This is a genomic window from Aeromonas sp. INTO2, from assembly GCF_049860605.1.
In the GTDB taxonomy this organism is placed as follows: domain Bacteria; phylum Pseudomonadota; class Gammaproteobacteria; order Enterobacterales; family Aeromonadaceae; genus Aeromonas; species Aeromonas caviae.
Genome location: NZ_CP187588.1, coordinates 3,783,224 through 3,808,445 on the forward strand (window position 1 = coordinate 3,783,224; position 25,222 = coordinate 3,808,445).

Below are 25,222 nucleotides of genomic sequence, written 5' to 3' on the forward strand. Positions count from 1 at the left end.
ACAGTCTTTCCTTCCGTGCCCCTTCCTCAGAGATACTCCTTGGCCCAGCTCACCGCCTGCAACCGGTTCTTGACGTTCAGCTTCTTGAAGACGTTGTAGAGATGGGATTTGACGGTGTGTTCGCTCACGAACAGGCTGTCGGCGATCTCGGTGTTGGAGGCCCCCGTCATCAGGTGACGCACGATCTCCTGCTCGCGGGCGGTCAGCAGCGTCTGCTGACGCTGAGGTTGCCCGCTCCCCTTGCGGTAGTAGTCCACCAGGTCGCACAGCAGGTGGCGCGGGATCCAGTACTCCCCCTGCAACACCTTGCGGATGCCGAAGACCAACCTGTCCAGCGTGTCCTGACGAAAGAAGAGCCCGCTGGTATGGGGCCACATCAGCAGCAGCTCTTTGTTGGTGCTGGTCGGGGCATTGAGCAACACGGCACTGGCCTCGCCAAAGCGCTGGCAGATGGCATTGCTCCACAGCTCCTGCTGGGTCGACTTGAGGTAGTCCAGATCGATCAGCAGCAAGGTTTTGGGGGCGCCCTCTGCAACGTCTGGCAGGTCATTCAGCTCCCCCACCAGCAAGATGGGCAGACCAAGCTCTTCACTGAGGTGACGCTGGAAACGGGAGGCTTGTGCGTTATTTTCGGTGATCAGCACCAGGAGGGAGTCGGGCGTCATCAAGAGAACTTCCTTGCACATTCGAGTCGGGGCTTTTTGGCAAGGAAGAGTACCAATCCCCCTCCTGGCTGCAGCATTAAAAAAGTATTAGACGCATCGGTGGCTCCTTTGAAGCCCAGCAATTTTCCAGCCAATACAATTGGCTAGCACGCCCCCCCCATTTGGGGGGTCAAGTAGTGCCGGTGCGCACCATAACAGCTCCGCCCTCTTCACGCAGCCTGCCCCAGCCGCCTCCCCTTGCTGGTGACACCTTACCTCGGGTAAGTTACTCAGGCTGTGGCGATCCATTGACGCCACAGTGGCAGGGAAGATGTGCGCTCATGCCCGCCAACTGGTACTATGGCGGCCAAACGCTGCGGCCGATCCATGACGCCTCTGCCGGCAAGCTCCGGCGCAGCCAGGACACTGAAGAGAGATGACACCCAGCCAGGGCGCGCATCTCGTTGCAAACAAACGCATTATTGAATGGGCCCAGGCATCTGGCCTGGCCGGTATACATAAGGGTGGAAGAGAGATTATGGCCAGTCGAGGCATCAACAAAGTCATTCTGATCGGTAACCTGGGGCAAGACCCGGAAGTGCGCTACATGCCGAGCGGCGGTGCCGTGACTAACATCACCCTGGCCACCTCCGATACCTGGCGCGACAAGCAGACCGGTGAGCAGAAAGAGCGCACCGAATGGCACCGTGTCGTCTTCATGGGCAAGCTGGCCGAAGTGGCCGGCGAGTACCTGAAGAAGGGCTCCCAGGTCTATGTGGAAGGCAAGCTCCAGACCCGCAAATGGCAGGATCAGAGCGGCCAGGAGCGCTACACCACCGAGGTGCTGGTCGACAGCTTCACCGGTGTGATGCAGATGCTGGGTGGCCGTCCGCAGGGCGGTGGCCAGGGCATGGGCGGCCAGTCATCCCAGGGCAACTGGGGCCAGCCGCAACAGTCTGCACCGCAACAGAACATGCAACGTCCTGCTGCCCCGCAGCAGAACATGCAACCGCAAGGCGGTTACGGCCGTCCGGCCCAGCAGCCGCAATCCGCCCCGCCGGTCTACAACGAACCGCCGATGGATTTCGACGACGATATTCCGTTCTGAGATTGACCTTAGAACAAAATGTAAAGAATTGACGCATAGGCCCCTGTTAAAGCAGGGGTTTTTTGTTTCTAACGCCGGGAGAAAGTGTCTTGTATCAATTGGTGATGTTTAACATGTAGTGTACCTTGTAATTATGTAATGTTTATGGGTTGTGGGCGCATGGAAAAGAACTACAGAGTTACAACATTTGTCATGGATAGTGGCGAGCGCTACTGCATGGTGGTGGATCGTGCTACTGGCCTTCCCATGTATTACCCAACTTTGTTTTTAACAACCCAAATCCGCAATAGAGGCAATGCTTTCTCAACAACGCTAGCTGCTGCTAACAACCTAGTCTTGTTGTTACGCTTTGTAGATCGTCGAGGCATTAACCTTGAGCAGCGGTTTTTGAACAAAGACTTCTTTAAGCCACATGAGCTGGACGATCTGCGCGATTTTGCTCAGTGCAAGCAAGGAAAGAAGCCATTGATGGTGCCCTCTAAACCTTGGTTGGAAGATGCAACGATCAATACCGTTGATAACGGGACACAGCATTCTCGGCTGACAACCTTTGCCAACTACTTACGCTGGTATGCGATGCATATCTTAAAGACGCCAGAATTGGAAGTTGTTGAACAGATCAATGCCATGGCGGAGCAGACAAAGATGCGGCGACCGTCTAAAAAGGGCAGAAACAGTGATTTGCAAGACAGGTCATTGAGTGATGTTCAATTGGATGCACTATTTGAACTCATCCAGCCTGGATCAGAGTCAAACCCTTTCTCAATAGATGTCCAGCGTCGCAATCGACTGATGATCTTGCTTCTGTTTTATCTTGGTATTCGAGGTGGTGAATTGTTAAACATCAGAATACAGGATATCGATTTTAGCACGAACAGGATCCGTGTCGTGAGGCGAGCAGATGAACGAGCGGATTCGAGAACCAATGAGCCTAATGCTAAAACTAGAGAGCGGCTATTACCGTTGGCTGAATCCTTAGTTCAAGAACTGCATCGTTATATCACCCAAGATCGTCGTAATGTCCGAAATGCGAAGAAAAATGACTACCTGTTCGTGACTTACAAGCGTGGGCCAACTGTGGGAAACCCTATCTCCAAGGGGGGGTATCACAAAATATTTACCGTGGTCAGGGCCGTTTCGCCGCAATTGTATGCAGCAACAGGGCACTCGCTCCGTCACACATGGAATCGCAAGTTTTCAGAGCGAATGGATGCCATGGATGAGCAAGTCAGCGAGGAACGCCAAGAGCAAGTCCGCTCGTACTTAATGGGTTGGAGGGCGGGCTCAGGAACCGCAGCGACTTACAACAAGCGTTTCATTCAGCAAAAAGGGTTTGAGGCCGCTTTGGCATTACAAAAAGCTAACGGTACTCGCTTGCCTGAGGACTTGAAGAATGATGACGAATAGCATCTTACCAGCATTAGATCCCGAGCGAATCTCGGCAAGGGCGAACGGATACTATTTTATGCTGCATGATCAAAAATGGCGGCTAGATAAAAACACCTCTATTCCGGTTGGAGTGCTACATGGACTTCTGGAACCAGAGTCTCTGAAGGGGGCTCTTTATACACTGTCATTTTATGCAAGGAACATGTCTGCTGCTCACGTACATAGTAGTTTCTGGTGTTTCTTAGCAATGATTCGTGCAACTAAAGCTACTCGTATTGACGATGTCATGTTGATTGGATACAGGTCTTCTTTGGATGCGGCTCATGAATATCGGTTAGGTGTTGTTCGCACCTTCCTGCGACAGTGGCACAAGCTGGGTTATTCCGGTGTTAGCAAGAACGTGGTGTGTTTACTTGATGGATGGAGGCTAAAAGGGGTGCGTAAGGGGGATGCGGTTAAGCGATTGGATCCTCTAGAGGGGCCGTTGACGGATAATGAACTTCAAGCGTTCAACGAGGCGGTTGTACGAGCTTATGAAAAGAGCTTAATTACCATTGCTCAGTTGGCTATGGCTCTTAGCGTCAGTCATACGGGGCGTCGCTCAATCCAGATCTCGCAGCTGCGCGTGGTTGATATTCTCTGCGGAGAAAATGAAAAGGGTGAACCCTTCTATGTATTGAATGTGCCGCGAGCCAAGCAACGTAATAGCTTTTTTCGCGAACGCTTCAAGCCCTATGCGATGACTCTCGAACTATGGGCAGTCCTGAGTGCTCAGGCAAAGAATGCTGTTGCTCTGGTTGAGAATCGTCTCGGGATTGAATTGCAGGAAGCTGACCGGCAGCAGATCCCTCTGTTTCCTGATCTTGATGTGCTAGGGAAGGTGCGAATAAGCGGGGAAATTCTTCTCGGCTGACTCAGTCATTTCATTTCTTCATGTTTGAGCCGATTATTTCTCCCGTAAATGCCTTGAATCAGCCTATTTAGACCGTTTCTTCGCCATTTAAGGCGTTATCCCCAGTTTTTAGTGAGATCTCTCCCACTGACGTATCATTTGGTCCGCCCGAAACAGGTTGGCCAGCGTGAATAACATCGCCAGTTGGTTATCGTTTTTCAGCAACCCCTTGTATCTGGCTTTCACGAAGCCGAACTGTCGCTTGATGATGCGAAATGGGTGCTCCACCTTGGCCCGGATGCTGGCTTTCATGTATTCGATGTTGATGGCCGTTTTGTTCTTGCGTGGATGCTGTTTCAAGGTTCTTACCTTGCCGGGGCGCTCGGCGATCAGCCAGTCCACATCCACCTCGGCCAGCTCCTCGCGCTGTGGCGCCCCTTGGTAGCCGGCATCGGCTGAGACAAATTGCTCCTCTCCATGCAGCAGATTACCCAGCTGATTGAGGTCATGCTCGTTGGCCGCGGTGGTGACTAGGCTGTGGGTCAGGCCACTCTTGGCATCGACACCAATGTGGGCCTTCATGCCAAAGTGCCACTGATTGCCTTTCTTGGTCTGATGCATCTGCGGATCGCGTTGCTGCTCTTTGTTCTTGGTCGAGCTGGGTGCCTCAATGATGGTGGCATCGACCAAGGTGCCTTGAGTCATCATGACGCCTGCTTCGGCCAGCCAGCGATTGATGGTCTTGAACAATTGGCGGGCCAGTTGATGCTGCTCCAGCAGGTGGCGGAAATTCATGATGGTGGTGCGGTCCGGCAAGGCGCTATCCAGGGATAACCGGGCAAACAGACGCATGGAGGCGATTTCGTACAGAGCATCTTCCATCGCGCCATCGCTCAGGTTGTACCAATGCTGCATGCAGTGAATGCGTAGCATGGTTTCCAGCGGATAAGGTCGCCGGCCATTACCAGCCTTGGGATAAAACGGCTCGATGACTTCCACCATGTTTTGCCATGGCAGGATCTGCTCCATGCGGGACAAGAAAATCTCTTTTCTGGTCTGACGGTGCTTACTGCTGAATTCACTGTCGGCGAAGGTAAGTTGATGACTCATGATGAACCCTGCTCCATGGCTCCAGATGACAAACATGATCTCATATCAGGGACTTGTTCGCACCTTCCCTAGCGACCATCCAATCCCCTTATGAATTCCGCCAACTGATTGCCACTGACAAACTCCATATCGCCGCTTCAGTGATAACTAAAACATTCCACTTAATCGTAGAAGAATCAGATATCCGGTCAGAACGTACTGGTGATCTATTGAATATCAATGCTCGCCGTTTTCGTTATACCACGGGCACACGGGCTGCCCGTGAGGGTTTTGGCGAGTTGGTAATAGCGGAACTGCTTGACCATTCCGATACTCAAAACGCAGGTGTTTACGTCAAAAATATCCCCGAGCATGTGAAAAAGCTGGATGAGGCGATTGGGCTTCAATTGGCGCCATACGCTCAGGCATTTGTCGGGGTACTTGTCGATTCAGAGAGGGATGCTCAGCGAGGGAACGATCCTACCAGCCGTATTCGGACCGAGATGGGTCAGGGTGTTGGTACTTGTGGCGAACATGGCTTTTGTGGCGCGAATGTCCCGATTCCTTGCTACACTTGCATGCATTTTCAGCCATGGCTGGATGGCCCACATAAAGATGTCTATCAGGGCTTGCTTAATGAGCGTGAACGGGTGAAAGAGATAACTGGCGACATCCAGATTGCTGCTGTGCTTGATCGTAGCATCATCGCGGTGGCAGACGTGATCATGCGTTGTGCTTCTCGTCGTGAAGAGCTTAGCCAACAGGGATTAATTACCAATGGCTGAGACTTTCCAGTTCAAGCCAAAGGCTACGCTGACAGCAACAGATAATCTTGAAGCATTCATAGCCAAGTGCCGACATCAACTGACCGTATTTGGTTCTGACCTCAAGTGGGAAGATCCTGTTTGGCCAAACATAACTGTGTTTTCCAAGTTGGGCATCACTACTCGCAAACCTAAACCTCAAGAGGTACAAGACCCAGCGTTCATTGATTTCGCCAAAGCCTATTTCCGTTACCAGCAGGGGCATCGTCTCACGGGGACAAAGAATGAAAGTAAGGCGCTCCGAGCGGTTGAGGCTGCATTGCTTCAAGTAACTGGGAGCGCAAATATTGAGGGCCTGTCGATTTCCGTGCTTGATGAAGCCGCTGAATTAGCAAGGCAGCACTACTCAGATGGCTCAGCATATCAATGCGGTCGAGAGATTGAGCGGCTGGCTAAGTTTGTAGTCGAACACCAGCTTGTATCAAGTGCAGTGCACAATTGGGTCAATCCAATTAAGCGTGCTGACGACAAGAATAGAGTTATTGTCAAATGTGGTGTATGGAGTCAGGCGGCGTTCCTGTCTGACTCTTCCTGCATCTGTATTCCGTCCTTGAACTTCACGTTGTTTACCACCAACGTCAGCAGCGCAAATCCCTTGAGCCGCTTCCAGTTCTTTTGGGCCGACTCCAGCAGCTTATAAACCATCGCCAGCGTGGTCTCCCGTGAACCACAGTTTCTCGCTCGCTTGGTGCGTAACCGGACCGTCGAAAACGTTGACTCTATCGGGTTAGTCGTCCGGATACTGACCCAGTGCTCCGCCGGAAAATCATAGAACGCCAGCAGTTCATCCCGGTCTTTAACCAGTTTATCCATGGCCCCTGGATACTTCGCTTCAAAACGGGTCAGGGTGCGATCAAACGCCTTGTGAGCATCCTCTCTCGTCTCGGCCATCCAGATATCATGCAGCGCCTCCTTGACCTTGGGCTGTACCGACTTGGGCAGCACCGACAAGACATTCGCTGTCTTGTGAACCCAGCAGCGCTGATGGGCTGTGTCCGGGTAGCACTTGGCCAGCGCCTTCCAAAAGCCCAGTGCCCCATCCCCGATGGCCAGCTTGGGACTGAGGGTGAGCCCTCTGCCTCGCAGTCCCATCAGCACCTCCGTCCAGCTTGTCTCTGACTCCCGGTGACCATCCTCCACCGCAACCAGCTCCTTGCGCCCGTGCTCGGTCACCCCGATGATGACCAGCAAACAGAGCCGGTCATCCATGCGCACGTTGCTGTATATCCCGTCGGCCCACCAGTAGACATAGCGAGACTTGGTCAGGTCTCGTTGTCGCCACCGCTGGTGCTCATCAATCCAACCTTGCTTGAGCCGGCAGACGGTGTTGGCTGACAGCCCCTTGGCCTGGTCGCCGAGCAGCGCACAGAGGGCCTCCTGATAGTCCCCACTGGATATCCCCTTGAGGTAGAGCCACGGCAACAGCTCCTCGATACTGCGGGAGCGCTTGAGATAGGGCGGCAGCAGGGTGCTGGTGAAGTTGATACCGGAGCCGCTGCGGTCGCGTACCTTGGGCACTTTGATTTCAACGTCTCCGATGCCGGTTTGGATAGTCCGCTGGGGCAGATACCCGTTGCGCACTACCGCCTGGCGGCCATCAGGGAGTCGCAACTCTCGATGCTGCTCAAGCATGATGGCGAGCTCCGCCTCCACAGCGTGTGCAATCAGGTCCCTGGCTCCGGCGCGTAGCAGCTCGGTGAGCATGTCGCCGGGCTTGCCTTCTGGTTGTGGCTGGACAGTGAGGGTAGAATGTTTCATGGCGTATCCGCTCTGTTGATTGAGATTCTTGCAGGAATCAATCAGCAGGATACGCCACTCCTTCTATCCCTCCGTACACCAGAAATCACCATAACTCACAAGAATAAAACAGGTAGAGAGGCGAAGAAAAATAGGGAAAAGAAACTTCCAAGTGATATTGCCCTCAATGCGTTGGCAGAAATTTTTGCCAACGACCCAATTCATGAGCGAGACATATTCACAACATCGGTATTTGCCATGCTGATGTCAGCACCGTCACGCATTTCGGAGGTGTTAGCACTGCCTGCGGATTGCGAGGTATTTGAAACGGATCGTGAAGGGATAGAACGCTACGGCTGGCGTTTTTTTGCGGGGAAAGGCTATGAAGGCGACATCAAATGGATTCCAACCGTGATGGTCGGCGTCGCTAAAACCGCCGTCGCCAGAGCTAAAATGCTATCTGAAAATGCCCGACAACTGGCCAAGGGGATAGAGAAACACCCGGATAAATTTTACCGCCATGCTAACTGCCCTGATGTCGCTGATGATGAGCTGTTGACTATGGAGCAGGCCTGTATGGCACTCGGCCTTGTCTGTGAATCCAGAAAGCAATGCCATACCTCTCTTTATAGTCGAGGGTTAGCCCCAAAAAATGGTGTGCATACGCTAAATAGCCTGTGGCAACACACTATGGCGCGTTTGCCAGAAGGCTTCCCGTGGTTTGATAAAGAGAGGGGGATTAGGTACAGCGACGCCTTGTTTGCACTGAATGCAAATCAGTTCCACGGATATCGGGGATGCCTTCCGGTTGAATTACATAAGCCAACCAATAACTTCTTCAACCATGATCTGGCTCCTCGTGAGGCTCTGGATGGAAAACATGCCAGTATCTTTGATCGCCATGGTTACCGTACTGAAAACGGAGAACGGGTCAAATTGACCTCGCATCAGGCTCGACACCTGCTCAACACCATTGCCCAGCGTGGTGGACTGTCAAACCTGGAAATTGCCAAGTGGTCAGGGCGGGCTGATGTGAAACAAAATCGAACCTACAACCACATGACCGAATACGAACTGGTTGGCATGGCCGAACGCCTAGACCCCACAAAAGCGCTATTTGGGCCTGTTGGCGAGGTGGCAAAGCATCTGCCCGTGACTATGCAGGAGTTCAATACATTAGAGCATGCCGCAGTCCATGTGACGGAGTATGGCTACTGTGTGCATGATTACACCATGAGTCCCTGCGAGAAGTTCCGAGATTGCGTCAATTGTACTGAGCAAGTTTGTATCAAAGGCGATGATACAGAAAAGTTGGATCGAATTAAGAAACGTCTGGAGAAGTCGGAGCGACTGTTTTTTCTCGCTGATGCGGCAGTTGAAAGCGGCGAGATGGGTGCTGATCGCTGGTATCAGTACCACAAGAAAACCGTCACCCGGCTTCGGGAGCTAGTAGCTATTTTAGAGAATCCAGACATTGAAAATGGTGCCCAGATTAAGCTCCGTGGCAATGATTTCAGCCAGCTTCGCCGTGTTGCTGAAAAAAAGTCTATTGAGGCCATTGAGAAAAAAGGCAAAGAAAGCGAAGAAGCTGTGATGTTAGATGATTTGAAAACCTTGTTAGGGGGAGGCCTTGGCTAAGCATCTAGACAATAGAGACATTCATGCCATCGTGAATCTAATTCGAGGATGGCAGGAACCAAAACTCTCCTGGTCGGCAATCTGTGAGGCGGCAGAGCCATTGGTCGGAAAGTTGCCGTCAAGACAGTCCCTTAATGCGCATGAGGCAATAGTGACTGCCTATCAAACAAAGAAAGAGGCGCTTAAAGGCCGTGGCCCCAAAAATCCGCGTCCAGCTAGTTTGAACATCGCAGCTGCAAGGATTGTGAATCTTGAAAGTGAAATCGAGGAGCTTAAAGAGGAGAACCGGAGATACAAACAGCAGTTTGTGATCTGGCAATACAATGCATACAAGCATGGGATGAAAGAACATCAACTCAATGCACCGTTGACAACTATTGACCGTGAGCGTTCTGACGGTGAGAGGCGATAACATAGTATGGTGACGGGGCGGCGATGAATAGCAACTAGCTGGAAAAAGACATACTGACTGATATCAATGGGGTGAACAAAAACTGAGCATGCGTGCGGTTGCCCATATTGAATTGTGATACTTTTCGAATGAAGGTGCTAAATAGCTGTTCCGAATAGTAGATCACCGGAGGAAGGGAACTCAGTCCAGTTTGTGCGATCTGGTTAGTCGCTAAACAAAACAAGCCACACCCAAAGGACTGAGTTGATGCCTATCCTACCACCTCTGCCACGACCACAACGGCGCCGCATTCACAAAATCATCCATGCCACCCGTGATAAAGGACATGCTCGTCGCTTGATGGCCATCTTGCTGTTACATGAAGGACGCACGATCACCGATGTTCATCACCTTACCGGCGCTGCGCGCTCGACCATCGGTCGTTGGCTTCGGTGGTATCGAGATGAAGGCATAGATGCGCTAGAAGCCTTACCGGCTGGCCGTGCCCCAGTCTTACCTATCGCCAAGATTGTCACCTTACTGGTGCTGCTCATGCAGTTTTCTCCGCAAGATTTTGGTTATCAGCGCAGCCGTTGGTGTACTGAACTATTGGCTATAAAAATCAATCGATTAACAGGGCTCAATGTGGCAGCCTCCACGCTCCGCCGATGGTTACCGCGTATGGGCATTGTCTGGCGAAGGCCCGTGCCGACCTTGCGGATAAAAGACCCAGCCTATCAGGAAAAAATGGCGAATATCGACGCCGCGCTGGCCCGCTGTGATGCCGATAATCCGGTGTTTTATGAGGATGAAGTCGATATAGACCTCAATCCCAAATTAGGAGTGCGCAGCCGTTGGTGTACTGAACTATTGGCTATAAAAATCAATCGGTTAACAGGGCTCAATGTGGCAGCCTCCACGCTCCGCCGATGGTTACCTCGTATGGGCATTGTCTGGCGCAGGCCCGTGCCGACCTTGCGGATAAAAGACCCAGCCTATCAGGAAAAAATGGCGAATATCGAGTAACCGTTCACCGGGAGGATGTTGACAACAACTCTTCCGGGAGCGGGTAGTCTGTTTTCTCTATGCAGGCACTGACCACGGCCCTCAGCCATTCCTGCGGACAGCGACCTAACCGCTTGGCTGTCTCTATCAAAGACAAGATGCGCTGCCGAAACAGCTCTCCCCGATGTGACCAAACGCCATAGCTCCCCTTGCGCCACAGCACATACCCGCGTAGCGCCCGTTCCGCCTCATTATTGGTCAAGGCTATCTCGTCGTTTTCCAGAAAACGCCACAGCATTTCATCATCCTTGAGCAGTAGCCGACAGCGACCTCGGTAGCGCTTGCTGCACAGCAAACTGCCTCGCCCCAGCTCTTTTCGCCAGCTTTGCCGACATCGCTCAAGCCTTCGCTGATATTGTTTCTGGCTCAACACGCCTTGTTCATAGCCATGTCGAACCCTGAATACGCTATTTGCGAGAAGCACCAGTCGGGCCCCAATGGGCTGATTGACCTTTTCGCCGCTGTCGGCAATCGCTGCCACATTGCGCAGTACATGGGCCCAGCACAGCTGACGCTGGCTGCTGTCGATGAAACGGTATCCTGCGTACTGGTCTGTCACCAACACGCCATCCAATTCTGAGCCCAGCAGCCGTTTGGCCGCATCCTGACCCCGGCCAAACGCCGTCATGAAACAGACGGCCACCTTGCTCAGTGCCAGCCACATCCAGCGCCGCTCACCACCACGCTGATGCCGTGTTTCATCGGCATGGATACAGGAGGCTGATTGCACTTGTTGTTTGATGGCCTGGTGCGTCGGGGTCAACATGGCACTGACTCGCCCTTGCGCCTCGCTGATGGCGCCGCGACTGAAGCTCAGGCCGAAGTGCTGTTTAAGCTGTTGTTGTATCTGGCTAATGCTCTGGTGAAACAGACCACTTTGCAGGGCGATGTAGCTCAGCAGGTTGGTCCCCATCTGGCTGCTGCTCACCGTCTCGGGCAACGGAGCCGGGCTGGTCTCGATGCAATGACAACAGGTGCCGCTAAAGAGCTGATGTTCGGTCACCCTGTAGCTGACCTCGGGCAGGTCAAAGACCTGATGGACGCGGTAGGGTTTGTCATGAAATACCACATTGCCCCCACAGCAGGCGCACTGTCTGGCAGGGTAATGGGGTATTACCGTCAGCCGTTCATCCGCTGGATGACGCTCACGCCGAGCGCCTTTGTGGCCCGGTTGGGCGCCGCGTTTTTTACCTGAGGCAAGGCGCGGCCGAGCAGGTGGTGGTGAGCCTGGCCCATCACTGGAAGGAGGCTTGGAGGAATTGCCGCTGTGCTGGTTGAGTCGGTCTTCTAGCTCGGCGATGCGCGCCATCAGCTTCTGAATAAGTTCATTAGCCTGCTCAAGGGTCAGCGGCGAAGCGGCCGGTGGGGTCATGGATGTGCTCATGCCCCTGATGGTGCCAAGCTGACAGGATCACGCAAGAGGCAATAGTGGATCACCGGACGATCGTCTCATTTTTTACCTGTCAACTGGTCTGGGTGAACCGTTACAATATCGACGCCGCGCTGGCCCGCTGTGATGCCGATAATCCGGTGTTTTATGAGGATGAAGTCGATATAGACCTCAATCCCAAATTAGGAGCCGACTGGATGTTCAGAGCGCAGCAAAAGCGGGTTGTCACACCGGGGCAGAATGCCAAGCATTATCTGGCAGGCGTTCTCCACGCAGGCAACGGAAGGGTACTTTACGTCAGCGGGATCAAGAAAAACTCATCGCTGTTTATTGCCATGCTGGAAAAGCTGCGCCACCACTACCGACGAGCCAAAACCATCACGTTGATCCTCGATAACTACATCATTCACAAAAGCAAACAGACCGAGCGATGGTTGAAGAAGAATCCCAAGTTCTGCCTGGTGTTCCAGCCAGTTTACAGCCCTTGGGTTAATCACATAGAACGGCTATGGCACAAGTTACATGAAACCATCACGCGCAATCATCAATGCAGAGGGATGGCAAACCTGCTGGCCCGAGTGAAACACTTCATGGATACCGTGTCTCCTTTCCCGGGGAATGGCTATGGCACAGCGAAGGTGTAGCACTATTGGGATCAGTTATTTAGTAAGTCGCAAGGATCTGCTCGCGGAACTTGCCGAAAAGCTGGATAAACGGCGATTCGATGGTAGCCGTATTATCGTGAGTTTTGTGCAATGTAATTTGTTTATGAGTAAGCGGGTCCCAGACCAGCCGAGGAATGTCGCTAGGCGTGTTTGTGGCATGGCTGGGCCATGTTCGGTCTGATGAACCAATACCTATGTTGTGATATTCCTGTATGACGACTTGCTGCTCTGGTATCTCTTCAGAAATCCGCTCTGCGAACGCGATCAATTCAGGCACTGCAAATGTATATAGCCATCCTTCCTGGGGGCCAGTATTCGTCATTCGTAGCACTCGTCCGAGAACCTGCCGATAGTGCAGTTCAGTTCGAATCAGCGAAAGATGACAGCAGATCTGAAGACGTGGAATATCTGTGCCTTCACTTATCATCCCGACGCTAATAATCCAGGCCGCATCGCTTGAACGGAACTTTTCGATCTGTGCAGCCGCATCCGGTGTTTTATAGGTCACTAGAACCGCTTGCTGGTTCATCTCTGTTGCCAATATCTGGGTGATCAACGCAGCATGTTCAACCGACGCTGCGACCACCAGGCCTGCTGCATTGGGTACCTCTTCTCGCATTTTCCTGAGTCGTTGATTGGCAGTACTCAGCATGTGGCGAATCGCGACAGGATGCGAAATTAACTCCCCGTAGCGGATATCTTGTTGGTTAAATAGCTCTGCAAGGGATGAGTAGGATTTTGTCTCTGAGGAGAAGTAAACAGAGATCAGATCGTTATCAATCAGGACGATTTTAGGTCGTCGGCAGACCCTATCCTCGATTGCCTCTCTGAGGCCATACCGATAGTCGCATTGAATTCGGTTGTCTGGATCCGCATAACGGGCCAGTACAATCGGGGCTTGGTCTGAACGCCATGGCGTTCCTGTTAAGGCCAACGTATAAGTCGCTTGATCCTGAATATTGAGTAGGATTTCCTCTCCCCAGGCGTTTGCATTATCGGGTTCAGTGCCCGAACAGTGATGGATCTCATCAAAGATGACCATCACGTTGTGAGATGCAAACAGCTGCCAGAAATCCTCTTTGAAGAACAACAAGTTTTGGTAGGTGTAGCTACAGCCGGCAGCACCAATAATCCCATCAAAGCGTCGCTCCAGCACCCTACTCATGGATAAGCGCATCCCCTCAGCCACTGCTACGGAAGGAGAGAAACAAAGAATGAAGTCGATCTTGTCATCCACGAGCAAACGACGGCTTAGTTCCGCAGCCATTGTGGTTTTTCCCGCACCTGGCGTGGCTAAGCACAGAAAATGGCGATAGTTCTCATAGTGTATGAGGGCTTGCTCAACGCAAGTTGCCTGCCATTTGCGTAAATGCATCATCAGGCCCTTTGCGAATGCTGCATTATGACGGTTTGGATCGCCTTTAGTTGCCCTAATAGTTTGGAGCTCTTCTCTCTAGCCTCTCGGTAGTCCGCATCAAACAAGGACTGAATGGAAGGAAACTCCTTAGCAAGCCGTTGATATTCTTCGGTCTCTCCGATAGCGGTTAATAAATCAACTTGGTAATTATGGGCTTTGAGTTGCAGTTCCGATAAGACATGGCTGTTAGTCATGGCATTAGGGGACAACACACCATCCATTGGCTTTTCGTCACATGGCTCTTCTTGCCGGTTTTCGACGAACAGTGTTTCATGAAACTTCGGCGTTTTTCTGTACTTCACCGCGCCACCAGTATTTGGCACTTTCTCAACAAGATCATTGCGTTGCAGTCGCACTACTTGTCGGTAGACCTTCCGGTATGCATCCCTTCTTTCCGCGTCTCCCTCGGGAACACCCATAAATTTGATATAGGAATCCCTAAGCACTTTGACTGTGAAGTGATCAAGACTCTGCACTACGAGAATTTGATAGAACGGAGGCGAAAGAGTCTTTTTCTTTGGGGGCATCGTATAGTCTCGTTGTCGGGGTGAAAGAACATCATAGGCTTTAACGGTTGCGGATTATAATCCGTGGTTATGTTCGCGACAACTCTGGATAGTTCTCGTCTTTATGAGAGACGAGAAATGAAAGACTTAGCGATCAAATTCGGTGAACGCATTCGCCAGAAAAGAATACAAATCGGGATTTCGCAAGATAAGCTGGCTCTGCTGTCAGAGATTGACAGAAGCTATGTCGGTAGGATTGAGCGGGGTGAGGTCAACGTCACCCTGGAGAAGGCGTATCAGCTTGCGGAGGTTCTCAATTGCGACATTCGTGAGTTATTGCCCTAACCATCGATTTACTTCTGGTTATGAGTTTTGCTAGTGGCCAAACAATTGGGCCCAAAAGTCATATCTGGGAAATTGGCCATCAGTAAGTCACTGGAAACAGAGGCCGGTGGGCAGGATAGATCAGTAGTGGAAACACCTTCCTCTCAGGAAAACTCTTAAACTACCTAGCGACCGGTAGATCGTCCCACGAGGTGGTGTAGCGTGGGCCCAAGTGTTCGCGTTTCATCATCCACTCAGAGGCGTCTACACCTTTCGAGGCAAATCCTATATGGCCCAGGCCACTATGGTTGATGGCATCGATCACCGCCATTAGCCGGCGGTCGGGTGAGCCAGGATTGTCGAACAGATCTGCCTGGTAGTGGTCCCGCGGCGTGAACGAACCGAGAATGACGCCGCCTTTTTGATAGCGGAATCCGTCGCGCCAGATATGGGGCAGCAGTTGGGTTACATGATGCAGAAGTTCGCGAGTATCGTCGGTTGGTCGCGGCAGCTTGGCCGAAAGCTGATTGCCATAGTAGGGCTCGCCTTCGCTAAAGGGGCTGGTGCGAAAGAAGATGCTCACATGCTGGCAGCGCATCTTCTCGTGGCGTAGCTTCTCGGCGGCTCGCTCCATAAAGGCCGACAACGCTTGATGCATGCTGGCTTGCTCCATGATCCGTTCGCCGAACGAGCGACTGCTGACGATTTGCTGCTTGGCCGGGGTGTCTATTGTCAGTTCAGAGCAGGGAATGCCGCGCAGTTCCTGGACCACGCGCCCCACTACCACACCATAACGCTGGCGGATCTGTTTGGGAGGCACAGCCATCAGATCTGCCACGGTTGCCACGCCTTCGGCCTGCAGCCGTTTATTCAGGGCGCGTCCAATACCCCACACTTCATCGATTGGGGTGATGGCCATCAGCCGAGCTCGGCGTCCCTCATCGCGAATATCGACAACACCTCCTGTGGCCGGCCACTTTTTGGCGGCGTAGTTGCATATTCCGGTCGAAAATGAACACCTATTCCGGTTTAAAATGAACGCTGATTCCGGCTTGCGTGTACACCGATTCCGGACACCTCAGAGCACGTACTCTGATGTCAGATGAACCGTCCTGTTCCAACGTCCTGGATCCACAACTGCCGCGCTGCGCTTGGCTGCTGGCTTGTTCGGTGAGTCGAAAAGATGCCTCCCCTCAAAGCTCAGCTTCTGCTCGAAGAATCCCTGTCAGCATACTTTCCGGAAATGGTGTTCACAGATTCCGGAATCACTGTTCAACTTCACCAGAATACGCAGCGTAGTTCGCCAGTTTGGCCAGGGTCTTGGTTGGGCCAATGCCCACGCCGACGGTAAGACCCGTGTACCGCTGGATGCTGGCCCGGATCTGGTGCCCAAAATCAACAAAGTTACCGGCCCATAACGAGCCGAGCTCAATAAACGCCTCATCAATCGAGTAGACCTCTATGGCAGGAACCATGCTCTCCAACGTAGTCATCACCCGCTGGGACATATCGGCATTTATGTGGAATGGAAAATCAAGCCAGTCGAGCTCGGTCCGCTAACAACCAAGCATTGTTTGTATGATTATGGCGCTTTCAGTCATTTCAGGGCGCGCCTATAAACAGCGCTTAGTAACTAATGGGCAGAGAGCGGTCAAGTAGGCACTCAATGGGATGTTGTCGAGCTGACATCAAGACCAGCTTGAACGGCGGCTGCCTACAGAAAATGCTCTACCTCTGTGCTATCGATAAAGGATGGTTTCGACATTAAGAAGAACAATTACCCGGTATATCGAAGATCATTTGTCGACATCATCGAACACTGAACGCGTTGTAACCATGGGAGTATGCGGAGGTGCTTCCTCCTTTTTTTGTGTCACGATGTGCGCCCAATCCGCTTCATCTTCGGAACCTTCATCATGCTCGCGCTTGCGTTTTTCAAGCTCTGCGATTGAGCGCTTAACATGCTCGCGTGCATCGTCGATCAAGGCTGTGGCGTCCATATCGACACCGATCGCCTCAATGTGATCAAGTAGGTCGAGAAGTTTCGCAAAGTGACTGTCAGGTTCTTCGTCTAAATCAGCATCGTCTGTAATCTCTTCGATCCGCTCTTCGAGCGACGGCAGCACAGTTGTCCGCAGCGATAAACCCACACCGATAAGCTTTAGCGGCGGTATGACAGCCAACATTTGTGGTTCCTCGAAGAGGGAGACGTCAAGGCCGTTGAGCACGGCAGACTCCAACTTGTCGGCCACATCCAATCGCAAATCGCCAGGCAAGACGTTTAAGTGATGAGCACGTGCGTAGGTGGCGATCTGGGGATCGTTACTGAGGAGATCGGAGCTCCAGCAAGACCTGCGAAGTAGATTTGGAAATTGCTCTAGGGTTTTGATGAACACGGCCGCACTTGAGCGATATGACAGGAAGTGGAACAGCATCCAATTGCGATGCCGTTCGTCGGGTGTACATCCAAGTCGTGCGACCAGCGCATTGTCGAGCGTCGTCGGGATGACCAACGCATCTCGAATGAGCGGCGAGCCCTCACACGTGAAGCTGCTAAGAATTGTGTCGATAGTCGCGCCTCGTATGAGCGCAGCCATCATATGGGGTTTCTGACGCAGAATCTCCGTTAGGGCGTCGGAGATCGTCGGATGGGCGAAGGTCCATTTTAATCCGGAAAGCTTCAGGAACGAGCCCTTCAGTTCAGTGAAGCAATCCTGAAGCTTAGTTAGAGTGTACCCCGTCAGCTCTGCGACAGCCTGTGCAGCCGAAGCGTCATGATCGATAGGATCGAAGCCGGCCTGGTGGACATAAACGAGGAGAAGCGTGGCTTGCAACTGACCATCCAAGGCGTTGATGGTATCGATCAGATGCTCTGTCGGCTCCTCCATGAAGCGGACAAGAGAGCTTTCGCGAGGTGCTAGGCCCTTGGTGAAGTTTGGATCCCCGAGACGTTCGGCGATCCCAGGAAGGAAATCTCGAACAGTGGCGACTGCTGCCAGATGCGGCTTGACACTCGATTTCCAGCTCTGGCTCTGCTCACCGAAATTTACATGGTTATAGAGAATCTGCGCCTTCTCTTCGGACGTTAGCTCGCCGACGTCCACCACAGCACAGCCATCTGCGAACTGGGTAAGGTTACGCTGCCCAAGCCGACGTCGTGCAGCTTCGTAGATATGCTTACGGGAAGTTAGGAGGAAGCGATTGCCATGCTTAATTGCGGCCCGCAGTTTAGAGAAGGCCGAGGCCCAATCCTGTACATAGTCATCACGTAGCACATTTGAACCGAATGCATCGTCGATCCAGAAGAAGCGTCCCGGGTCATTAGGATTCCAACCTGCCTCAAAGTCGCGCGGGCTGGTCAAAGCAAGTACAGTGTTCTCCGGGTTTTCAGATGCTATGGTCGAAACGATGGCACCAATCGCCGATTTTCCACTTGAGGGGTTGCCGAGCAGCAACACTACGCCGTGCTCGGCGATCGCATTCACAGCTGCACGATGGGCCTGAGTAGGTACATAAGTGCGAAGTTTTGGTATCCAGCTGTCGAGCAGCGCCCGGCTCTGTTCGCTCAGTCGCTCATCCACGATCGAGGTAAGGTCCCCTAGGCCGTAGACCTGCGGGACTAATGCGCGCAAGCGAGCGCTGCTCCTGATAACTCGTACTATGTACTGACGACCAAGAATATGCGGCTTTCGCACGCCAAGTGCCCGAAGCCTAGTACGCATTACAGATGCGACGGGAGCATCCACGCTCATGTTAGTCATGAATACATAGGTGTCCGCCTGGCCTGCTTTGACTAGTTCTTCGACATGGGATGTCTCTGCGTTGAGATCTCCAAGCTTCAACGCCTTTGAGGCATCAGAAGTATGTTTGCACTGGACCGTTCCAATCGATGGAAATTTGTTTCCTGCAGGAATGAGGAAAACTGCGTCCTGACCGCCATCTTGGGCTTCGCGGAAGATCTCCACTGGTCTGCCGAGCACGACTTCACATACCTGTGAGCATAGATCCTGAAACGCACGCCAGCCGATGGTATGGAGTGCCAAATCGCTCCAAGGACCGTGCGCTCTCCCCCTCTGCTGCATCAGAGTCTCGATTAACGCGCTCTCGGCCTTCATGCAGTGGTGACGCCGCGTAGGACACCAAGCGGCATTGGGCGGATTTCCAGGTCTGTGACCACGCTCGTTGCGCCGAGCGACCCAAGGTCGATGTCAAGCCGTCTCCCTCCCTCCTTCGCAGTGCTCATCAAGCGTCGGCAGAGGAGATCGGCAAGCGCAGGGTCCTCAACGGCACAGATGATCTGACGCCCATCCAAGCGCAGAGCAGCGAGCACTTCCACCAGGTGAAGGGCCCTAAAATCATCGATGTGTTGAACGGGGTCGTCGAGTAGCAAAGACTTGAGTGGTGTCCACGCCCGTGCGAGATGGACAGAAAGAAGAAAAGCGAGACCGGCTGCACGACGCTGGCCACTGCTGAAGACAAATTGTGGGTTTAGACCGTTTCCGACTTTAAGACTTAAGAAACGACGTACGTCGCCGCGAATGCTGTAATCGATTGTGTGCCAGTCGGCGTGCGGTCTTAGGCGCTGGTACAGCTCGTTGAGAAGCGGGCTAATCTGAGCAAGACGCTCATCGATGATTTCGGCGCTCACACGCTTAACTGAGCGCTCGATCTCGCGAGCTGCGGTAACGGCAGCTTGCGATTGACTGACAGTATGCGCGAGCTTCTCTACTTCAGCTCGCAGTACCGAGATGTTGCTTTCGATTAACGACATTTGCGATACAGCTTGCGAGGCTTCCAGCACTATCAACGCACGCTCAAGGTCGATCAGCCGGTCGCGCTCTGAAGAAATAGCTTGCTCTAGCCCATCAGGATCGTTGATGAGGCGGAAGTCGAGAGACCAATCCGAGTAGAATGAGACATGTGACTCTTCCTGACTGCGCAGCCGGCGCAGCTTTTCTGCATGAGTATCAAGCATAGCTTCGGCAGCTTGGAGCGTAAGGCTGGATAGCCGTGCATTCTCTTTCGCAATGGTGAGAGCATCGTGAGCAGCCTGAACGCCCGACGCCAGTGATTTGATCCGGCGCCGTGCCGCGGCCACACCGGAGGAAAACTCGTCCGGCGTCCGATAGGCTTCGCATAACGGGCAATGCTCTTCGTGCAACCCGAGGCGCTCACCGTGCTCGACCAGAAGGCTCAGCGATGCTGCAATTGCGTCTATCTCTTCTTCGCGCTCGAGGCGTTGTTCGGCTTCCGCGACCGCCTGCTGCGCAGCCTGATGCTCTCTTTGTGCTGCTTCGTGCACTCTTGAAGCGGTCTCCCGATCCGCAATAGCCTCCGGAGTTGTGTAGGCCGCCTGCGCCGACGCAACCTCATGACCGAGTTGAAGCGCTTCGCCCATTCGACCTAATCGGGTTCGCTTGCTCGCAAGTGCATTTCGACCTGCTGTCAGCCGTGCTGTCAGTTCAGGCGGCGCATCTGGTGCGGCTATGGAGATTACCTGGAGAGCAGAGGCCATATCGCCTGAACGGCTAAGGGCTGTTTGCGTCTCAGACAGTTGCGTCAGTCTGTCTGCCAACCGCGAACAGGCAGCTGCATAGGCAGCCTCGTCTTTAGAGTGCGTTGCTTCGGTAGCTGCCACAACCTCCTTGGCTCTACTACTTGCCTCAGAGCCTTCTAAAGCACCGAGCGCCGAACGGACAAGATCGAATCTCTCCGTTTCGGTGAGGTCTAGGCTGAGTGCTGCGATCCATTCGTCGCGGATGATTGAGGTTCGGGTGAGCTGCCTAAGTGCATTATCTGGCACAGGACCGCAGCAAAGCGCGGCCTGGATTTCATCCGCTGAACGATCAGCACCTGACTCGCGTGTACGAGTGATTGTGAACGGCTTGCCATCGTCGTCGACGAACGAGACCGTAACATAGTGGGCCTTCGGGACGCCTTCGCCACGCCACCATATATAATCGCTGATGCTTTCCTTCGCCGCCTTCTCAACAGCATATTTGTCGATGGAACCGGTGATCGCAAACTCGATTGCATCACATAACGTGCTTTTACCAACACCGTTCCGGCCCGTAATGACGGTGAAGCCCTGTCCGAAGTTAATACGGACGAGATCCCTGAATCCACGAAAGCCGCATACTTCGATGAAGTCGAGCCTCATAATGTCGTTCCCAAGATACGAGCAACCTCTGTTGGCGTTGTCTCGTTATTAATGAACGAGGTAATGGCCTCAGGAGAAATGTCTTTCAGCCTGGTACGCAGTCTCGTTTCGAAGTTAGACACGCCAAGCAGCGGCTTGGCGCGTAAGGACAGCAGCGGTAGCAGCGCTTTCTCAACATCATCCGTTGTGATGATCGAAGCCCTGGCAATTTTCCGAGTCAAAGAGAAATCCTCTTCGATTCGTTCGATCTCACGCGCTCGGCTCACATCTTGATCCGGGGTCAGAAAGATTGAATAGACATTCCACGCTTTTGTTCCTGCGGCGCGCAACGACGCGGCATGGCGAGCGAGAGCCACTTGTTGACTCGCACGCCAAGTGCAGAGAAGAGTATCTGCGGTATCAAAGACTTGAACGAACCCCATCAGCGCCGCGTTTTCGAAACAGGTCACCGGGCCGGCCGAGCCAGTCCACGACCAAGTTTCGTATTGGGCGTCGCGAAGGAGGATTTCGGTTTGCGTGAAGATATCCATTAGATTCCCAACTCTGCTCTTGCCCCAGGGAGGTCATACCATTCGCCCGCTGGGTCAGGACGAATCACGTCGCCGGGGCGTCCGTTGCGTACGATGTTGCCCGGCACGCCTAAGTTGGTCGCGCCCACAGCCACAACGATGTCAGGCTGCATCGCGGCAGGTGGCTCGATAAACCTCCCGCGTAGAGTCCCGAGGACGGTTTGCGCTCCATTGATAACGCGGATGCTACGGCCGTTAAGCTCATAGCCATCAGGGCGTTGCAAGGCCCCAGCCTGACGTAGCAGTAAGTGGAAGAAGCCGAGAGCTTCTGTATTTGCCGGGCGCAAGAGCTTGGCTGGTTCCGCCGCCGAGACGCCTTCTGCATCTCTCCTCAGACCATACAAAGCCTCGCTATCGAAATTTTCAACGTTTAGCCAAGCTGTGTCGCACTGAATTCCTGTGGTTTGCTCGAAGGCGGTTCGACCTGCATCCAGTACCTGTCGAAGGTAATTCGATGAGAATGCACGACGCAGTTCGTCGAGCGCTACAGCTCCAGACTCTTGGACATGTTCGAAAGCCACGTTTGGTGCGTTGGCGATCTCCCAGAGCTGAGGGGCCTTCTGCTCGAGCACGTTTGTTGGTGACAGGTCGATAACTGTCACGGATAGCGGCTGAACGTGGCTCAATGCTTCACCTATCACGGTATTGAGATATTCCCAGTCTGACCAGAAGCCCACGACGAGTAGATCCTTCTGCCGAAGGTTGGCGGCCATCCATACTTTGCTTAGCGCAATACGGGCCGAGATGGTTGGATCATTGAGCTGCGAAGGCGCCCATACCGTAGCTGGCCGATCGCGGAAAGAACAGCCATGGAATTTAAGCAAGGGAGCCTGGCGAACGAAGTCAGCGCTGGCTTCGTCTCCGTCGAGCGAGCCACGGAAGTCAGAGCCGTAGTCCCAGGCGCAACGTTCGATGAGGGTGTCGTAATTGCTCGATATGCCAGCAACTGCAGCGCGAGTGATGAGAAAATCCGCTATCGCGGCATGCCCGGTGTTCGGCTGCCGCATAAATGCGTTCCAAGGGACGAGGTGCTCGATGAAGACAGATTGAAGGGTATCGAGTCCCGCGAAGTGTTCGGCGAGCGCCTCTAGATTGTCCCGAAGCGCGGGATCACAGTTTGGATCAGATTCAAGACGATACTTTTCAAAGCACCGCTCGGCGACCGTCAAGGCCGATGGCAGGCTACTAGGCGGCGCCATCGACAGCCCTGCACCACAGACAACTAGAAGGCGGCCAGCGTTCATGGAGGCTAGCAGTCGAGTTATTATTTCAGGACTCATAGGCAGCCGCGCAAAAAAGATCTCGCCGACTCGATTCAGTTACAATTTTGTCAATCCAGCTTATCGTATTAGTGGCATTCACTGCTGTCCCTCACTACTGCCTTCCGCTTCTCGCTATGAAAAAACCGATCAAATAATTGGGCCCCTTTCCGCCCTCCAGTTAGATTTCATATGAGCCTGTACTATATCGAGGCGTTCGATGATAGCAAAGCACCAAATGAACAACAAACGCCCCTTAGGAAAGTGCGAACAAGTATCCCACGAACAAAAAATGAAAATTTTAGTCATTTAATATCAATGGGTTACCAGTAAATGCTCTCGTGCCATATGACTTATTCGCACCTTCCCTAAGTTTCGACCCGTTGCATATTCCGGCCGATCATGAACACCAATTCCGATTCAACGTGAACACCATTTCCGGACCAATGTGAACGCTCATTCCGGTTCAACCTGAACACTTCGCCCCTCCTTTCCGGAAACAGTGTTCAACATCCCGGAATCACTGTTCACATTCACCGGAATCATCCTTAACGCATTGATTTAAAAACCTTTGATACGCTCTCCCTTTTGCCAGGGAAGAGCCTATGTCTGCCAAGAGGATTGCAATGCGTAAAATTCGTGAAGTGCTGCGACTGCGGCTGGAAGCTGACCTCTCTGTTCGCCAAATCAGTATCTGTACCAAGGTCAGTGTCGGCTCCATCCAGAAACTCCTCAAAAGTGCCCAGGCGCTCGGCCTTACCTGGCCCTTACCTACCGAGCTTGATGATGGCCGACTGGCTGCCCTGTTCTATCCGCAGGCCGATACCACCATCTCGGCCCGCCATGTTGTGCCGGATTGGCCCTCTGTCCATCAGGAGCTCAAGCGCAAGGGGGTCTCCAAACAGCTGCTCTGGGAGGAGTACACCCAGCGCTATCCCAATAGCTGTTACAGCTACTCCCAGTTCTGTGACCGTTACAAGTCCTGGTGTCAGTTGCAAAAGCGCTCCATGCGCCAGATCCACAAGGCGGGGGAAAAGCTCTTTATCGACTACTGCGGGCCCACGGTGCCCATCGTGTCGCCGACTACGGGTGAGGTCCGTCAGGCACAAGTCTTTGTCGCCGTGCTCGGTGCGTCCAACTACACCTTTGCCGAGGCCACCTGGTCCCAGTCACTGCCGGACTGGCTGCAAAGCCATGTCCGTGCCTTTGAGTTTTTCGGCGGGACACCGGTACTGCTGATCCCCGACAACCTCAAGAGCGGTGTCAGCAAGGCTTGCCGATACGATCCCGAGCTCAACCCCAGCTACCAGCAGTTGGCCGAGCACTATCAGGTGGCGGTGATGCCAGCTCGCCCTTACAAGCCTAAGGACAAAGCCAAGGCCGAGGTGGGTGTGCAGATCGTCGAGCGCTGGATCCTGGCTCGTCTACGCCATCAGACCTTCTTCTCGCTTGCCGAGCTAAACCAGTGCATCCGGGCTTTGTTGAATGAGCTCAACGAGCGCCCGTTCAAGCAGCTGCCCGGTAACCGACGCGAGGCGTTTGAGCAGTTGGACCGCCCGGCACTGGGGTCACTACCGGTGCATCCCTATCGCTATGTCGCCATCAAAACGGTCAAGGTCAACATCGACTATCACGTCAGTTATGAGCAGCACCATTACTCGGTGCCGCACCAGTATGTGGGTCAGCAACTGGAGCTCCATGCGGGCGATACCCTGCTTCAGGTCTATCACCAGCAACAGCTGGTCGCGAGCCATCCGCGTAAAACCATCCCGGGGATGAGCACACTCCCTGAGCACATGCCGGAACGTCACAGCAAGCAGCAACGCTGGACGCCAGGGCGTCTTAAGCAGTGGGCTGCCGACATCGGACCGGGCACCTTGTGCTGGGTTAGCGAACGGCTGGCAGAGAAAGCCCATGCCGAGCAGGCATACCGACTCTGCCTGGGACTGCTGAGTCTTAGCCGGGAGTATCCGCCATCACGAGTCGAAGGCTGTTGCCAGCTGGCCAACCGGGAAGGACTGGTGCGGCTCAAGCAGCTCAAGTCGGTGCTGACCAGTGGCCGCGACCAACTGCCCGCAAGTCCGCTCAGTTATCCAGAACTGCCGCAAGAGCACGAGAACATCCGCGGCCCCCAGAGCTTCCACTAACGAGGAAA

Annotated in this window: 20 protein-coding genes and 3 pseudogenes; 11 read left to right on the forward strand and 12 right to left on the reverse strand. The window is 53.4% G+C overall.

The genetic code is table 11. From position 1 onward, the window contains the following. Positions 1 to 26: 26 nt before the first annotated feature. Positions 27 to 665 carry a LuxR C-terminal-related transcriptional regulator gene (locus ACPW74_RS17930; RefSeq protein ID WP_010674213.1) on the reverse strand — a complete coding sequence of 213 codons (639 nt, stop codon included), beginning with the start codon at positions 663 to 665 and terminating at the stop codon, positions 27 to 29. Positions 666 to 1,182: 517 nt separating this feature from the next. Between ACPW74_RS17930 and ACPW74_RS17935 the strand changes: the two genes are divergently transcribed. From ACPW74_RS17935 to ACPW74_RS17945, 3 genes are all read left to right on the forward strand, one after another. Then, positions 1,183 to 1,752 (forward strand): single-stranded DNA-binding protein, encoded by a 570-nt coding sequence (locus ACPW74_RS17935; protein WP_104452170.1) that lies wholly within the window; start codon positions 1,183 to 1,185, stop codon positions 1,750 to 1,752. Positions 1,753 to 1,911: 159 nt separating this feature from the next. After that, complete coding sequence (locus ACPW74_RS17940; RefSeq protein ID WP_010635909.1) at positions 1,912 to 3,159, forward strand: tyrosine-type recombinase/integrase; 1,248 nt, start codon at positions 1,912 to 1,914, stop codon at positions 3,157 to 3,159. 58 nt (positions 3,160 to 3,217) lie between these two features. Then, positions 3,218 to 4,054 carry a hypothetical protein gene (locus ACPW74_RS17945; RefSeq protein ID WP_425858418.1) on the forward strand — a complete coding sequence of 279 codons (837 nt, stop codon included), beginning with the start codon at positions 3,218 to 3,220 and terminating at the stop codon, positions 4,052 to 4,054. A gap of 108 nt (positions 4,055 to 4,162) precedes the next feature. Here the strand turns inward: ACPW74_RS17945 and ACPW74_RS17950 are convergent, their stop codons facing one another. After that, positions 4,163 to 5,143, reverse strand: coding sequence for an IS5-like element IS5 family transposase (locus ACPW74_RS17950; RefSeq protein WP_041211574.1), 981 nt, complete (start codon positions 5,141 to 5,143; stop codon positions 4,163 to 4,165). A gap of 53 nt (positions 5,144 to 5,196) precedes the next feature. On the opposite strand from ACPW74_RS17950, the gene ACPW74_RS17955 reads away from it, so the two are divergent. Next, entirely contained in the window at positions 5,197 to 5,907 is a 711-nt protein-coding gene (locus ACPW74_RS17955) for a hypothetical protein (protein ID WP_425859234.1), read from the forward strand. A 543-nt stretch (positions 5,908 to 6,450) separates the two neighbouring features. Here ACPW74_RS17955 and ACPW74_RS17960 read toward each other — a convergent pair. Further along, positions 6,451 to 7,704 carry an IS256 family transposase gene (locus ACPW74_RS17960; RefSeq protein WP_425858419.1) on the reverse strand — a complete coding sequence of 418 codons (1,254 nt, stop codon included), beginning with the start codon at positions 7,702 to 7,704 and terminating at the stop codon, positions 6,451 to 6,453. On the opposite strand from ACPW74_RS17960, the gene ACPW74_RS17965 reads away from it, so the two are divergent. The 4 genes and pseudogenes from ACPW74_RS17965 to ACPW74_RS17980 form a co-directional block, all read left to right on the forward strand. After that, entirely contained in the window at positions 7,696 to 9,321 is a 1,626-nt protein-coding gene (locus ACPW74_RS17965) for a hypothetical protein (protein WP_425858420.1), read from the forward strand. The genes ACPW74_RS17960 and ACPW74_RS17965 overlap by 9 nt on opposite strands. 151 nt (positions 9,322 to 9,472) lie before the next feature. Next, a complete protein-coding gene (locus tag ACPW74_RS17970; RefSeq protein ID WP_081250417.1) occupies positions 9,473 to 9,733 on the forward strand; it encodes a hypothetical protein in 261 nt (86 codons plus the stop codon). Positions 9,734 to 9,979: 246 nt separating this feature from the next. Continuing rightward, positions 9,980 to 10,555, forward strand: a pseudogene (locus ACPW74_RS17975) (IS630-like element ISAhy2 family transposase); the annotation flags it as partial. 21 nt (positions 10,556 to 10,576) lie between these two features. Continuing rightward, positions 10,577 to 10,738, forward strand: a pseudogene (locus tag ACPW74_RS17980) (winged helix-turn-helix domain-containing protein); the annotation flags it as partial. Positions 10,739 to 10,742: 4 nt separating this feature from the next. Here ACPW74_RS17980 and ACPW74_RS17985 read toward each other — a convergent pair. After that, positions 10,743 to 12,161, reverse strand: a complete 1,419-nt coding sequence (locus tag ACPW74_RS17985) for an IS66-like element ISUnCu16 family transposase (RefSeq protein ID WP_005327996.1) — start codon at positions 12,159 to 12,161, stop codon at positions 10,743 to 10,745. Between the two features lie 107 nt (positions 12,162 to 12,268). Between ACPW74_RS17985 and ACPW74_RS17990 the strand changes: the two are divergent. Continuing rightward, a pseudogene (locus tag ACPW74_RS17990) lies at positions 12,269 to 12,811 on the forward strand (IS630-like element ISAhy2 family transposase); the annotation flags it as partial. A gap of 19 nt (positions 12,812 to 12,830) precedes the next feature. Here ACPW74_RS17990 and ACPW74_RS17995 read toward each other — a convergent pair. Continuing rightward, entirely contained in the window at positions 12,831 to 14,210 is a 1,380-nt protein-coding gene (locus tag ACPW74_RS17995) for a DEAD/DEAH box helicase (protein ID WP_050560570.1), read from the reverse strand. After that, positions 14,210 to 14,776, reverse strand: coding sequence for a hypothetical protein (locus ACPW74_RS18000; RefSeq protein ID WP_010635904.1), 567 nt, complete (start codon positions 14,774 to 14,776; stop codon positions 14,210 to 14,212). Before ACPW74_RS18000 ends, ACPW74_RS17995 begins: the two co-directional genes overlap by 1 nt. Positions 14,777 to 14,893: 117 nt before the next feature. On the opposite strand from ACPW74_RS18000, the gene ACPW74_RS18005 reads away from it, so the two are divergent. Then, positions 14,894 to 15,100, forward strand: coding sequence for a helix-turn-helix domain-containing protein (locus tag ACPW74_RS18005; RefSeq protein ID WP_010635903.1), 207 nt, complete (start codon positions 14,894 to 14,896; stop codon positions 15,098 to 15,100). A gap of 160 nt (positions 15,101 to 15,260) precedes the next feature. Here ACPW74_RS18005 and ACPW74_RS18010 read toward each other — a convergent pair whose 3' ends face one another. The 6 genes from ACPW74_RS18010 to ACPW74_RS18035 form a co-directional block, all read right to left on the reverse strand. Next, positions 15,261 to 15,998 (reverse strand): DUF4113 domain-containing protein, encoded by a 738-nt coding sequence (locus ACPW74_RS18010; RefSeq protein WP_425858421.1) that lies wholly within the window; start codon positions 15,996 to 15,998, stop codon positions 15,261 to 15,263. Positions 15,999 to 16,344: 346 nt separating this feature from the next. Continuing rightward, on the reverse strand, positions 16,345 to 16,587 hold the full coding sequence (locus ACPW74_RS18015; RefSeq protein ID WP_010635901.1) for a protein UmuC: 243 nt from the start codon (positions 16,585 to 16,587) through the stop codon (positions 16,345 to 16,347). 288 nt (positions 16,588 to 16,875) lie between these two features. Then, the gene (locus ACPW74_RS18020) at positions 16,876 to 19,122 is read right to left on the reverse strand and encodes a hypothetical protein (RefSeq protein WP_202803856.1); all 2,247 of its coding nucleotides are present in this window, start codon (positions 19,120 to 19,122) and stop codon (positions 16,876 to 16,878) included. Positions 19,123 to 19,190: 68 nt separating this feature from the next. Continuing rightward, positions 19,191 to 21,239, reverse strand: coding sequence for an AAA family ATPase (locus ACPW74_RS18025; RefSeq protein ID WP_010635900.1), 2,049 nt, complete (start codon positions 21,237 to 21,239; stop codon positions 19,191 to 19,193). After that, on the reverse strand, positions 21,236 to 21,769 hold the full coding sequence (locus tag ACPW74_RS18030; RefSeq protein WP_010635899.1) for a hypothetical protein: 534 nt from the start codon (positions 21,767 to 21,769) through the stop codon (positions 21,236 to 21,238). The genes ACPW74_RS18025 and ACPW74_RS18030 overlap by 4 nt, the downstream gene beginning before the upstream one ends. After that, complete coding sequence (locus tag ACPW74_RS18035; RefSeq protein ID WP_202803855.1) at positions 21,769 to 23,052, reverse strand: hypothetical protein; 1,284 nt, start codon at positions 23,050 to 23,052, stop codon at positions 21,769 to 21,771. Before ACPW74_RS18035 ends, ACPW74_RS18030 begins: the two co-directional genes overlap by 1 nt. 620 nt (positions 23,053 to 23,672) lie before the next feature. Here ACPW74_RS18035 and istA point away from each other — a divergent pair. Further along, positions 23,673 to 25,214 carry an IS21-like element ISAs29 family transposase gene (gene istA / locus ACPW74_RS18040; protein WP_111809685.1) on the forward strand — a complete coding sequence of 514 codons (1,542 nt, stop codon included), beginning with the start codon at positions 23,673 to 23,675 and terminating at the stop codon, positions 25,212 to 25,214. Positions 25,215 to 25,222 lie beyond the last annotated feature (8 nt).

Bases quoted from the DNA above. Each gene is read 5' to 3' on its own strand.
- ACPW74_RS17940 (WP_010635909.1), top strand. From the start codon at position 1,912: ATGGAAAAGAACTACAGAGTTACAACATTTGTCATGGATAGTGGCGAG.
- ACPW74_RS18035 (WP_202803855.1), bottom strand. From the start codon at position 23,052: ATGAACGCTGGCCGCCTTCTAGTTGTCTGTGGTGCAGGGCTGTCGATG.
- ACPW74_RS18025 (WP_010635900.1), bottom strand. From the start codon at position 21,239: ATGAGGCTCGACTTCATCGAAGTATGCGGCTTTCGTGGATTCAGGGAT.
- ACPW74_RS17995 (WP_050560570.1), bottom strand. From the start codon at position 14,210: ATGATGCATTTACGCAAATGGCAGGCAACTTGCGTTGAGCAAGCCCTC.
- ACPW74_RS17965 (WP_425858420.1), top strand. From the start codon at position 7,696: ATGTTTCATGGCGTATCCGCTCTGTTGATTGAGATTCTTGCAGGAATC.
- ACPW74_RS17960 (WP_425858419.1), bottom strand. From the start codon at position 7,704: ATGAAACATTCTACCCTCACTGTCCAGCCACAACCAGAAGGCAAGCCC.
- ACPW74_RS18005 (WP_010635903.1), top strand. From the start codon at position 14,894: ATGAAAGACTTAGCGATCAAATTCGGTGAACGCATTCGCCAGAAAAGA.
- ACPW74_RS18030 (WP_010635899.1), bottom strand. From the start codon at position 21,769: ATGGATATCTTCACGCAAACCGAAATCCTCCTTCGCGACGCCCAATAC.
- ACPW74_RS17950 (WP_041211574.1), bottom strand. From the start codon at position 5,143: ATGAGTCATCAACTTACCTTCGCCGACAGTGAATTCAGCAGTAAGCAC.
- istA (WP_111809685.1), top strand. From the start codon at position 23,673: ATGTCTGCCAAGAGGATTGCAATGCGTAAAATTCGTGAAGTGCTGCGA.
- ACPW74_RS18010 (WP_425858421.1), bottom strand. From the start codon at position 15,998: ATGGCCATCACCCCAATCGATGAAGTGTGGGGTATTGGACGCGCCCTG.
- ACPW74_RS17985 (WP_005327996.1), bottom strand. From the start codon at position 12,161: ATGAGCACATCCATGACCCCACCGGCCGCTTCGCCGCTGACCCTTGAG.
- ACPW74_RS17945 (WP_425858418.1), top strand. From the start codon at position 3,218: ATGCTGCATGATCAAAAATGGCGGCTAGATAAAAACACCTCTATTCCG.
- ACPW74_RS17930 (WP_010674213.1), bottom strand. From the start codon at position 665: ATGACGCCCGACTCCCTCCTGGTGCTGATCACCGAAAATAACGCACAA.
- ACPW74_RS17935 (WP_104452170.1), top strand. From the start codon at position 1,183: ATGGCCAGTCGAGGCATCAACAAAGTCATTCTGATCGGTAACCTGGGG.
- ACPW74_RS18000 (WP_010635904.1), bottom strand. From the start codon at position 14,776: ATGCCCCCAAAGAAAAAGACTCTTTCGCCTCCGTTCTATCAAATTCTC.
- ACPW74_RS18015 (WP_010635901.1), bottom strand. From the start codon at position 16,587: ATGTCCCAGCGGGTGATGACTACGTTGGAGAGCATGGTTCCTGCCATA.